General features: G+C 72.9%; 12 protein-coding genes and 1 riboswitch. Of the genes, 3 read left to right on the top strand and 9 right to left on the bottom strand.

The window, feature by feature from the left end:
• Positions 1-7: 7 nt before the first annotated feature.
• Entirely contained in the window at positions 8-1,060 is a 1,053-nt protein-coding gene (locus tag ABD292_RS35395; protein WP_344215186.1) for a sugar ABC transporter substrate-binding protein, read from the bottom strand.
• Between the two features lie 311 nt (positions 1,061-1,371).
• On the opposite strand from ABD292_RS35395, the gene ABD292_RS35390 reads away from it, so the two are divergent.
• Both ABD292_RS35390 and ABD292_RS35385 read left to right on the top strand, forming a co-directional pair.
• Complete coding sequence (locus ABD292_RS35390; protein ID WP_344215184.1) at positions 1,372-2,667, top strand: UDP-glucose dehydrogenase family protein; 1,296 nt, start codon at positions 1,372-1,374, stop codon at positions 2,665-2,667.
• 40 nt (positions 2,668-2,707) lie between these two features.
• Positions 2,708-3,043, top strand: coding sequence for an ArsR/SmtB family transcription factor (locus tag ABD292_RS35385; protein ID WP_344215182.1), 336 nt, complete (start codon positions 2,708-2,710; stop codon positions 3,041-3,043).
• A gap of 13 nt (positions 3,044-3,056) precedes the next feature.
• Here the strand turns inward: ABD292_RS35385 and ABD292_RS35380 are convergent, their stop codons facing one another.
• The 6 genes from ABD292_RS35380 to ABD292_RS35355 all read right to left on the bottom strand — a co-directional run bounded on the left by ABD292_RS35380 (position 3,057) and on the right by ABD292_RS35355 (position 8,267).
• On the bottom strand, positions 3,057-4,274 hold the full coding sequence (locus tag ABD292_RS35380; RefSeq protein WP_425565231.1) for an RNA polymerase sigma factor: 1,218 nt from the start codon (positions 4,272-4,274) through the stop codon (positions 3,057-3,059).
• 221 nt (positions 4,275-4,495) lie between these two features.
• On the bottom strand, positions 4,496-4,921 hold the full coding sequence (locus ABD292_RS35375; RefSeq protein ID WP_344215872.1) for a YciI family protein: 426 nt from the start codon (positions 4,919-4,921) through the stop codon (positions 4,496-4,498).
• 114 nt (positions 4,922-5,035) lie between these two features.
• Positions 5,036-6,466: an aldehyde dehydrogenase gene (locus tag ABD292_RS35370; RefSeq protein WP_344215178.1), complete on the bottom strand. Its 1,431-nt coding sequence runs from the start codon at positions 6,464-6,466 to the stop codon at positions 5,036-5,038.
• 1 nt (position 6,467) lies between these two features.
• Positions 6,468-6,674: a tautomerase family protein gene (locus tag ABD292_RS35365; RefSeq protein WP_020541062.1), complete on the bottom strand. Its 207-nt coding sequence runs from the start codon at positions 6,672-6,674 to the stop codon at positions 6,468-6,470.
• A 1-nt stretch (position 6,675) separates the two neighbouring features.
• Complete coding sequence (locus ABD292_RS35360) at positions 6,676-7,587, bottom strand: VOC family protein (RefSeq protein ID WP_344215176.1); 912 nt, start codon at positions 7,585-7,587, stop codon at positions 6,676-6,678.
• Positions 7,584-8,267: a class II aldolase/adducin family protein gene (locus tag ABD292_RS35355; protein ID WP_344215174.1), complete on the bottom strand. Its 684-nt coding sequence runs from the start codon at positions 8,265-8,267 to the stop codon at positions 7,584-7,586. The genes ABD292_RS35360 and ABD292_RS35355 overlap by 4 nt, the downstream gene beginning before the upstream one ends.
• A gap of 107 nt (positions 8,268-8,374) precedes the next feature.
• On the opposite strand from ABD292_RS35355, the gene ABD292_RS35350 reads away from it, so the two are divergent.
• Positions 8,375-8,956, top strand: a complete 582-nt coding sequence (locus ABD292_RS35350) for a PadR family transcriptional regulator (protein WP_344215172.1) — start codon at positions 8,375-8,377, stop codon at positions 8,954-8,956.
• Positions 8,957-9,029: 73 nt separating this feature from the next.
• Here the strand turns inward: ABD292_RS35350 and ABD292_RS35345 are convergent, their stop codons facing one another.
• Together ABD292_RS35345 and ABD292_RS35340 are read right to left on the bottom strand one after the other, a co-directional pair.
• A complete protein-coding gene (locus ABD292_RS35345; protein WP_344215170.1) occupies positions 9,030-9,743 on the bottom strand; it encodes a CHAP domain-containing protein in 714 nt (237 codons plus the stop codon).
• A gap of 12 nt (positions 9,744-9,755) precedes the next feature.
• Positions 9,756-9,891, bottom strand: a riboswitch (cyclic di-AMP (ydaO/yuaA leader).
• 122 nt (positions 9,892-10,013) lie between these two features.
• Positions 10,014-10,967, bottom strand: a complete 954-nt coding sequence (locus tag ABD292_RS35340; protein ID WP_344215168.1) for a Gfo/Idh/MocA family protein — start codon at positions 10,965-10,967, stop codon at positions 10,014-10,016.
• Positions 10,968-10,972: the final 5 nt, after the last annotated feature.

Genomic DNA, 10,972 nt, shown 5'->3' with positions numbered 1-10,972 from the left:
GCTCCTCCTACTCGTCGTACTCGCCGGCGACGCCGGCCAGCGCCTCCTTGGTGCCCTTGCCGTCGTTCGGCGCGAGCACGGTCTCGCTGTTGGACTCCTCCACCTGCTGGCCGCGGGCCTTGGCCAGGCCGAGCTCGGCAGCCTTGGCGCCGGCGCTCTTCTCCGGCAGGTAGTAGGTGGCGAACCAGCGCCCGTCCTGGACGGCCTTGACCGCCTGGCGGGAGCCGCCGTTGCCGATGAGCAGCACGCCCTTGCCCTTGACCACGCTCTCCGCGCCGGCGATGGCCTGGGAGCTGCCGATGACGACGTTGACGTCCGGCTGGGCCTGCAGCACGTCCTGCATGGCCTTGCGCCCGCCCTCCTGCGTGTAGCCGCCCTCCACCCGGGAGGCCAGCTCGACGCCGTCGGCCGCCTCCAGGGCCTTGACCGCGGCCTCGGTTCGGGCGTTGTCCAGGGGCAGCGACTTCATGCCCTCCAGGTACGCGACCTTGCAGGGGTTGAGGTTCTTGCTGCGGCACGCCTCGACGCCGAGCTCGCCGAGCTTCTTGCCGTTGTCGGCGGGCACGTCCACGAGCGTGATCACGCCGGGGACCTGCGAGTCGGCCGTGTCGTACGCGGTCCCGACCGGCGTGAACTCGGCCACCACCGTGATCCCGGCCGCGACGGCCTGCCGGAGCGCCGGCACCACGGACGCGCCGTCGTTGGCCTGCACGATGAACACGTCGAACCGCTTGCTGGTGACCGCGTCCTGGATCTGCTGGACCTGCGTCTGGGCGTCGAAGTTCGGGTCGAAGAACTCGGCCGTGGCGTTGTTGGCCTTGGCGTACTCCTCGATGCCGTTCCACGTGGCGACGGCGAAGGCGTTCGCACGGGCGAAGCCGAAGAAGGCGATCCGCTTCTGCGCGTCGGCGCCCTGGGCGGCCTGCGAGGCGGGCGCGCTGCTCGCCGTGCCGGTCTCCGACCCGGGCGCGACGCACGCGGTGCTGAACGCGAGGATCGCGGCGGCGGCGCCGACGGCCATCCCTGTCTTCCTGACCTGCCCGTATTTCCTGATGTGCATGGGCTTTCCCGTTTCTCGGTGCGCGGCTGGACGCTTGTGGAGAGCCCGTCGCCTTACCCCCGGGGCGTCGGCCTCCTCCGACGTGCTGGAAACTGTAGGAAGCCCTTCCCGGACCCCATGGGCGCGGCGCACATCCCGGCCCGGCGCCACTGTGCGGCGTGCCGCGCACCGGGGGAGGGGCCGCCGCGGGCCCGTCCCGCGGGCCCTTGGCCCCCCTCGGATCCGTGACGACCGCGGGAGGCCGTTAAGGTGAACAATCCCGCGCGCGCGGGATGTCGTGCTGATGGAGTCACGAAACGGATGGTCGGTTCATGGGTGACAAGCCGGAACGTCGGGTGGCGGTCTTCGGTGCCGGGTACATCGGGCTGGTGACCGGCGCCTGCTTCGCCGAGCTCGGGCACCGGGTGGTGGTCAGGGACATCGATCCCGAGAAGGTGAGGCTGCTGCGGGCCGGCGACGTGCCGATCTACGAGCCGGGGCTCGGCGACCTGATCGCGCGCAACAAGGAGCGGCTGTCGTTCACCCTGGACCTCGCCGAGGCGCTGGATGGCGCCGAGGTCGCGTACGTGTGCGTGGACACCCCGCCCTCGGCCTCCGGCGACGCGGACCTGTCGCGCGTGTGGTCGGTGGTGCGCTCCCTGGAGGGCGCGAAGGACCTGAAAGCGGTCGTGGTGAAGTCGACCGTGCCGGTCGGCACCGGCTCGCGCGTACGCGCCGTGCTCGACGAGAGCGGCCTCGCGCACGTCGGCTACGCCTCCAACCCCGAGTTCACCGCCGAGGGCACCGCCGTCCACGACTTTCTGCACCCCGACCGCGTGGTCGTCGGCGCCTCCGACGAGACGGTCGCGCGGCTCGTCGCCGACCTGCACGCAGGCGTGGACGGGCCGGTCGTGACGATGGACGTGCGCTCGGCCGAGATGGTGAAGCTGGCCTCCAACGCCCTGCTCGCCACCAAGATCAGCTTCATCAACGAGATCGCCACGCTCTGCGAGAAGACCGGCGCGGACGTCACGGAGGTCGCCCAGGCCGTCGGCCTCGACCACCGGCTCGGCCCCCACTTCCTGCGGGCCGGCATCGGCTGGGGCGGCTCCTGCTTCCCCAAGGACTCCGAGGCGCTGCGCCAGCTCGCCAGCAACACCGGCTACCACCTGCAGCTGCTGTCGGCCGTCATCGAGGTCAACAACCTGCAGAAGCGGCGGGCCATCCAGCAGCTCAACGACGCGCTGGGCACGCTGGCCGGGGCGCGGGTGGCGCTGCTCGGGCTGACGTTCAAGCCGGGCACCGACGACATGCGCGAGGCGCCGAGCACCGTGCTCGCCTCCCGGCTGCTCGCCGAAGGGGCCGAGGTGCGCTGCTGGGACCCGATGGCCCGGCCGGGCGCGGCCGAGCCGTGGGCGTCCACGACCCGCCACCCGACGCCGGAGCTGGCCATGGAAGGGGCCGACGCCGCGATCGTGGTCACCGAGTGGCCGCAGCTCCAGGACGTCGACTGGGCGGCGGTCGCCGGGTCGATGCGGCGCCCGGTCCTCTACGACGGGCGCAACCTGCTCGACCCGGCCGCGATGCGGGCGCTCGGGTTCACGTACATGGGGGTCGGCCGGCCGTGACGGCGCCGTCGAACTTCGACGGTTGTCCTACCATGACGTCATGGAAGACGTCTTGGCAGACGAGCGCATCCCGCCGCACCCCGACCCCCGGGAGGTCACGCTCCAACAGGTCCTCGAAGCCCTCGTGGACCCGGTGCGGCGCGGCATCGTCACGCGGCTCCGCGACTCCGCCGCCGCCATCAAGTGCGGCGACTTCGACCTGCCGGTGAGCAAGTCGACGGCCACGCACCACTTCCGCGTCCTGCGCGAGGCCGGCCTCATCCGCCAGCACTACGCGGGCACCGCGCGGCTCAACACCCTGCGCCGCGACGAGCTGGACGCCGTCTTCCCCGGCCTGCTCGACGCCATCATGGACGCGGAACGCGCCCGGGTCTGACGCGCCGGCGCGCTCAGCAGGCGGCCGCGCGGGACTCCAGCAGGGCGCGCTCGCGGCCGTTGCGGGTCAGCGCCGCCGCCCGCTCGAACTCGGCCCGCGCCTCCTCGCGGCGGCCCAGCTTGAACAGCAGGTCGCCGCGGACGCTCGGCAGCAGGTGATAGCCCTTCAGCGCGGGCTCGCCGGCGATCTGGTCGAGCAGGCCGAGACCCACCTCAGGGCCGTACGCCATCGACAGCGCCACCGCCCGGTTCAGCTCGACCACGGGGGAGCGCAGCAGCTTGGCCAGCTCCTCGTAGAGCGCGGCGATGCGTGCCCAGTCGGTGTCGCCGGCGACGACGGCGCGGGCGTGGCAGGCGGCGATGGCGGCCTGCAGCGCGTACGGGCCGGGAGCGCCGCCGGCCAGGCTCTCGGCCCGGCGCAGCGCCTCCAGGCCGCGGCCGACGAGCAGGCGGTCCCAGCGGGTGCGGTCCTGCTCCAGCAGCAGGACCGGCTCGCCGGACGGGCCCACGCGGGCCGCCGAGCGGGACGCGTGCAGCTCCATGAGCGCCACCAGGCCGTGCACCTCGGGCTCGCCCGGCATCAGCCCGGCCAGGACGCGGCCGAGACGCAGGGCGTCCTCGCACAGCGCGGGCCGCAGCCAGTCGTCGCCCGCCGTGGCCGAGTAGCCCTCGTTGAAGATCAGGTAGATGACCTCCAGGACGGCCGCGAGCCGCCCGGCCAGCTCGCCGCCCCCGGGCACCTCGAACGGCACGCCCTTGTCGGCCAGGGCGCGCTTGGCGCGGACGATGCGCTGCGCCACCGTCGGCTCGGGGACCAGGAACGCGCGGGCGATCTCCTCGGTGGTCAGGCCGCCGAGCACGCGCAGGGTCAGCGCCACCCGCGACTCCATCGACAGCGCCGGATGGCAGGCCGTGAACACCAGGCGCAGCAGGTCGTCCTCGATCTCGTCCGGCTCGGGCCGCTCCTCGCCCGCGCCGCTCTCCAGCCGGCGGCCGAGCTCGGCGAGGTTGTGGCGCAGCCGTTCGTTCCTGCGGATCAGGTCGATCGCGCGGCGCCTGGCGACCGTCATGAGCCAGGCGCCCGGGTTGTCCGGCACCCCGGACCCGGGCCACTGCTCAAGCGCGGCGACCAGCGCGTCCTGCGCCAGCTCCTCGGCCAAGCCGACGTCGCGGACGAGCCCGGCGAGCCCGGCGATGAGCCGGGCGGCCTCGATCCGCCACACCGCCTCCACCGTGCGGTGCGGATCGGCACCGGCGCCGCGGTGCGCGCCGGTGCCCCCGCCAGCGTCCGCGCCAAGGTCCGCGCCAGCGTCCGCGCCAAGGTCCGCGCCGGGGTCCGCGCCAAGGTCCGCGCCGTGGTCCGCGCCAAGGTCCGCGCCGGGGTCCGTCGTCATCCGCCCATCCCACCAGCGCCCCCGCCGCCCTCGCAACCCGCGGCGGGGCGCGCGCGGGGTCAGGCGTCGGGGACGTCGCCGCGCAGGCGTACGTGCAGGGCCCGCTCGCGCTCCTCCTCCGGCAGCGACTCGTCGAGCACGTCGGAGGCGTCGAAGACGCGCCACACGTCGAGCCCGACGCCGTCGTGGCCGGGCGGCACCGGCACCCGCAGCGCCCACTCGATCGCCTCCTCCCGCGACTTCACCTGGATCAGCCAGAACCCGGCGATGAGCTCCTTGGACTCGGCGAACGGCCCGTCGATCACGCTCGCCCGCCCCCCGCTGTAGGCGATCTGCGCCCCCTTGGAGCTGGGCAGCAGCCCTTCGGCGGCCAGCAGCACCCCGGCCTTGGCCAGCGCCTCGTTGTAGGCGTGCATGGCGTCCACGAGCTCCTGAGGAGGCAGCTCCCCGGCCTCGGTCGCGGCGTTGCCCTTGCCCACGATCATGAACTTCACGGTCTGCTCCTCTTTCACGCGTACGGTCCGTCGCCGGTGCGTCGAACGGCGGGAGGCCGGATCGACAGGCGGCCACCGATTGTCGTACACCCGGAGGCCATCCGCTCAGTCGATCTGCATGACGACGGCCTTCGGCTCGGTGAAGAACTCGCGGCTGAACGTGCCGCCCTCGCGCCCCACGCCCGAGTCGCCCGCCCCGCCGAACGGCGCCCGCAGGTCGCGGATGAAGAAGCAGTTGACCCAGACCGTGCCCGCCCGCAGCCGGGCCGAGACGCGGTGCGCCCGCGACAGGCTCTCGGTGAACAGCATGGCGTTGAGCCCGTAGCGGGTGCCGTTCATAAGCGCCACGACCTCGTCCTCGGTGTCGAACGGCGTCACCGTCACCACCGGGCCGAAGATCTCCTCCCGCTGGTGGCGGGCGGTGGCGGGCAGGCCGGTGACGATCGTCGGCCGGACGAACCAGCCGTCGCCGAGCCCGCCCGCGTGCACGGTGCCGCCCTCGGCGGCGACGGTCTCGACGTAGCCGCGCACCTTGCGGTAGTGCGTCTCGGAGGCCAGCGGCCCGAGCTCGGTGTCCTCCAGCTTGGGGTCGCCGAGCCGCATCGCCCCGGCGGCGGCGGTGAAGCGGGCCAGGAACTCCTCGAACACCGGGCGCTGCACGTACAGGCGGGAGCCGGCCAGGCAGACCTGCCCGGCGTTGGTGAAGATCGCGCGCAGCGACCAGCTCACCGCGTTGTCCAGGTCGGCGTCGGCGAAGACGGCGTTGCCGCCCTTGCCGCCGAGCTCCAGGCTGACCGGGACGAGGTTGCGGGCGGCGGCGGCCGAGATGACGCGGCCGGTCGCCGACTCGCCGGTGAACGTGATACGGTCCACGCCGGGATGCTCGGTGAGCGCCTGGCCGGCCGAGTCCGGGCCGTACCCGTGCACGACGTTGAGCACGCCGGGCGGCAGGCCCGCCTCCAGCGCGAGCCGCGCGAGGATGGTCGCCGAGGCGGGCGTGTCCTCGGCGGGCTTGAGCACGACCGTGTTGCCCCAGGCCAGCGCGGGCGCGATCTTCCAGGTCTCCAGCATGAGCGGGAAGTTCCACGGCGCGACGGCGGCGGCCACGCCGACCGGCTCGTAGCGGGTGTAGGCGTGGTGGCCGGAGTCCATCGGCAGGGCCTCGGCCGGGGTGAGGCGGGCGTGGTCGGCGAAGAAGCGGAAGTTGTCGGCGGCGCGGGGCACGTCGTTGCCGCGGCTCTGGCTGATCGGCTTGCCCATGTCGCGGGTGTCGGCCAGGCCGAGCCGGTCGGCGTGGGCCAGGATGAGGTCCGCCAGGCGGTGCAGCAGCCGCCCGCGCTCGGCGCGGCCCATGCGCGGCCAGGGCCCCTCGTCGAAGGCGCGCCGCGCCGCCGCGACGGCCAGGTCCACCTCGGCGGGGCCGCCGAGCGCGACCTCGGCCCACGGCTCGCGGGTGTAGGGATCGACGCTGGCGAAGGTCTCGCCGCCCGCCGAGACGACCTCGGCGCCGTCGATCACGTGCCCGAAGAACTCCACGTCAACCGCCCTTGCTGATCTCGTCGCGTTCGGCGAGCGTCTGGTCGCCGGCCGCCCAGTGCGTACGCGGCACCTCCCTGACGATCACCCTGATGCTCTGGGCCGGCGAGCCGATCGCCCGCTCCACGGCGGCGTGCAGCTCGTGGATGAGCGCCCGGATCGCGGCCGGATCACGCCCTTCGGACAGGGACACCTCGACCAGCGGCATGTCAGCCCTCGCTTCCCGTGACGGGCCGCCCCGGCAGGGGACGGCGGATCTGCGGCTGGGTGTGGACGCGCCGCGTGGGGCCCTGCCACATGTCGATCGAGCCCGGCTCGGCGGGGTCGAAGTAGCGGGGGCGCCAGGCGTCCTCGTCGGTGATGAGGCGCACGCCCCACGAGTACTCGTACGTGATGCCCTCGGGGCCCTTGAAGTAGACGAACACGGCCGTGGACTGGGGGTGGCGGCCGGGGCCCATCTCGATCTCGACGCCGTTCGCCTCCAGGAAGTGCCAGTTGCGCATGACGTCGTCGAGCGAGTCCACCTGGAAGTTGATGTGGCAGAGCCCCGGCCGGCTGCCCTGGAAGACGGCGAGCTTGTGGTGGACCTGGTCGATGCGCATGAGGCAGGCCCAGTCGCCGATCCAGTCGGAGACGCGGGCGTTGAACAGGCCGTTCCAGAAGCGGTACGCCTCGCGCACGTCGGGCGCGTCCAGGCACAGGTGGCCGAACTCGGTGATGCCGGCCTCGCGGCCGTGCCGTACGGGGGCGGTGAGCGTCACCTGGTCGATGACGAGGTCGACCCGGTTGCCGAAGGGGTCGTCGAAGGAGAGGAAGTCGCGGACCCGGCGCGAGCGGGCCTCCTCGGCGCCGCCCCGCGCGACGGCCACGCCCGCCTTCTCCAGCTCGGTCTCGGCGGCGGCCAGCGCGTCCTCGTCGCGGACGGTGAAGCCGGAGCTGATGACGCCGGACTCGCCCTCGACCAGGGCGAGGCAGTGGTGGCGCTGGTCGGCGCGCAGGTAGGCGACGCCGTTCTCCTGGGCGGTGAGCTCCATGCCGACGACGTCGACCGCGAAGCGCACGGCGGTGTCCAGGTCGGCGGCGCCGGAGCGGACGTAGGCGATGTCCGTCAATTCGATCATGACGACTCCCGGAGGTGGGACCAGATGCGGGCGAGGAGTTCGGGCGCGGCGGACCGCCACGCCCGCTGTTCGGCGGGGGTGAGGGGGACGGGGGTTCCGGCCGCGGCGGCGGTGGCGTTCATGCGGGCGCTGGCCTCCAGCACCCACATAAGGGCGACGGCCTCGCCGGCGCTCGCGCCGGCGGTGACCGCGCCGTTGCCCCGCATGACCAGGGCGGGGGAGTCGCCGAGCCGGTCGGCGAGCGCCCGGCCGCGGGCCCGGTCGCGGACGAGCACGGCGTCGTCGAGCACGGGCACCTCGGGCCCGAGGAAGGCGCCCTGCCCGTGGAGTGGCCGGATGGGCACCCCGGCGGCGGCGAGCGCGGTGGCGGCAGGCGGCTGTGCCCGGCAGATCGCGCCGGTGCCGGGGCGGGCGCGGGCGATCTCGACGTGGATCCACGCCTCGCGCGGCGCTCCGCCGGGCAGTTCGGCGGCGTCGAGGGGGAGCTCGGCGTACGGGGACGCGGCCGTGAGGGTGCCGAGGGGCACGGGTGGAGTCATGAGCAGCCGGTCGGCGCCGGTCCGGACCGAGACGTGCCCGAACGCGGTCACCAGCCCCGCCGCCGCCAGCGCCCGCCCGGCCAGGGCCAGCTCGGTCCGTAAGTGCTCTTCCGGTAAGGGTCCGGCTTCAGCCGTGCGCACCGCCGCCCGCCTCCTCGCGAGATCGTTCCCGAAGACAGGGAGGACAATACATGTATCTCCATACCTGTTCTAGAGGAACGGATCATGCTCTCCCTATGCTGGAGGGCATGTCGCTTCAGCACGCGCTGCTCGGCGTCCTGGAGGCGCGCCCCATGAACGGGTACGAGCTGACCCGCTTCTTCGAGGCCGCCCCGCGCTGGGTGTGGTCGGCGCCGCAGAGCCAGATCTATCCCACGCTGCGCCAGATGGAGCAGGCCGGCCTCATCGAGGGCCAGAAGGAGATCCGGGGCACCAGGCTGAGCAGGACCGTCTACTCCATCACCGGACGCGGCCTGGCGGAGCTGCGCGCCTGGCTCGGCACCTCCCACACCCCGCCGCCGGCGCGGGACGCTTTCTTCCTGCAGGCGCTGTTCTTCGACATGATCGAGCCGGACCGGGCCGCATCGGTGCTCAAGGCGTTCATCGCCGAGCAGGAGCAGCTCGCCGCCGAGTGGCGGGCGCACAGGGAGGCGCTGCTGGCCAAGGACACGCCCCTGCTCAAGGAGCGGCTGAAGAACCGCCCGGCGGCCGAGCACGACCGCATCGCCGCGCTGAAGGCGCACGTCTTCGCGGGGCAGATCGCGGTCGCGACGGCCCGCGCCGAGTGGGCCCGCGAGAGCCTGCGGCTGCTGGAGGAGCCCACGCCCTGACGCGGGCGGGGCCGCACACGCGACGAGCGCGCGTCCCCGGGCGATGGGGCCGCGCGCTCGTACGTGGGTGAGGTCAGGAGGCGTACTCGGGGTAGCCGTAGCCGACGACCTGCCACTTCGGCCGGACGCGCTCCTCCACCTTGCCGTTGCCGGTGTTGCCCTCGATGGTGGAGATGGTGCCGTCCTGGTTGTCCTTCTCGACGAACCCGACGTGGTTGATGGCGTCGAGGTCCTTGCTGCCGCTCCAGGAGAAGAAGACCACCGCGCCGGGCTTGGCGACGGTGCCGAAGCGGTCGTTGTTCTTGAACCACCTGGCGTGGGCGACGGTCCAGGCGTCCCAGCCGATCTGCGGGCGGGCGCCGGTCTTCTCGCCGACCCAGGAGACGAACATCGCGCACCAGGGGGCGTTGAGGTAGCCGGCGGGGGTGCCGCCGTCGCGGGCGATGGTCTCGGCGGCCCGCTTCGAGTCGGCGTACCAGCGCTGGTACGGGGTGCCGCCGCCGGCGGCGTTCTCGCTGGTGCCCACCTGGGAGCGGGCCATGGACAGCACCTGGTCGGCGGTGACCTGGATCTTGTTCTCGTCGGCGCGGGAGCGCTGGGCGGCGTGGTCGACCGGGTTCTTGGTGCTCTTGACAGTGCTCTTGACGGTGCTGCTGTGCTGTCCTGCGGCCGAGGCGGTCTCGGCGTTCGCGGCCTGCGGGCCGAGCGCGGCGGCGGCCACGGCCGTGCCGAGGACGGCGTAAGCGATCTTCATCTTTCGGGCAGCGGTGAAGCCGTGCTTGGCCATCGAGGGGGTTACTCCTTGCTTCCATGCCGCTTACCGGGTTAGCTGACGGGTTCGGACGTGGAAGCTGCCCTACGGCACGTGGTGCCGATTCACCCCAAAGGACGTGGGTCCCCGGTTCCGCGCGTGGCGGATTCAGCGGTCACAGGACGATCCTGTGATGTTCTTTCACTTGCGATGGTCAGACATACTCCGACAAAACGGACGTATGCCCTGAGACGCCCCATAAGGTAATACACATGGCAAGGAGATGACAAATCCCTAAAGGGCTGGTCAGGACAGTTGTTGCCGGGCGTCGGCCAGCAGCCCCATCATGGCAAGGGATTCGTCAAGCGGCATGATCGCCGATTCGGTCCGTCCCTCGGCCACCGCGGCACGCACCTCGCGCACCTCACCCGCGTAGCCGTTGTCGGCCGGATCGAGCAGATGCTCCTCGGGCTCCATGCCGGGCGCGGACAGCACGATCCGCTCCGGCGCCCAGAACGCCGCCGGGATGTCCGCCCGCATGCCCGTGCCGACCACGTGGGCGGAGTTGGGGTAGTGCGCGAGCAACGAGGTCGCCACCACGGCGTGCCGCCCCCCGGAGTACGTCAGCAGCCCCGCCGCCTCGGCGTCCACGCCGTTGGGCGCGAGCGCCCCGGTGACGCGCAGGCTCTCGGGCATGCCGAGCAGCAGCTGCGCCAGCCCGAACGGGTAGATGCCGAGGTCGAGCAGCGCGCCGCCGCCCAGCTCGGGAGCCCACAGCCGGTGCGCCTCGTCATAGGGATGGGCGAAGCCGAAGGACGCCTGCACCGAGCGGATCTCCCCGAAGCGCTCGTCGGTGGCGATCATGCGGATCAGCGGGTTGAACCGCATCCACATGGCCTCCATGAGGAAGACGCCCGCCTCGCGCGCCAGGCGCACCATCGTCTCGGCGTCGGCCACGCTGGCCGCGAGCGGCTTCTCGCACAGCACGGCCTTGCCGTTCGCGATGGCGGCCGCGGCCACCGGGAGGTGCTGGGCGTGGGGCGTGGCGACGTAGATCGCGTCCACGGCCGGGTCGGCGCACAGCTGCTCGTAGGAGCCGTACGCCGACTCCGCGCCGAGCGTCGCGGCCAGCGCCCGCGCCCGGCCGAGGTCGCGGGAGCCGACGGCGGCCACCCGCATGCCCGGCTCGGCCGCGATGGCCGTCCCCACGGTCTGGGCGATGCCGCCGGTCGCCGCTATGCCCCACGCAAAATCTCGCACAAGGC

This window comes from Nonomuraea bangladeshensis, from assembly GCF_039529455.1.
GTDB classification, from domain to species: domain Bacteria; phylum Actinomycetota; class Actinomycetes; order Streptosporangiales; family Streptosporangiaceae; genus Nonomuraea; species Nonomuraea bangladeshensis.
Note: the sequence above shows the minus strand (reverse complement) of the source record. Positions and strands in the feature narration are given on the sequence as shown.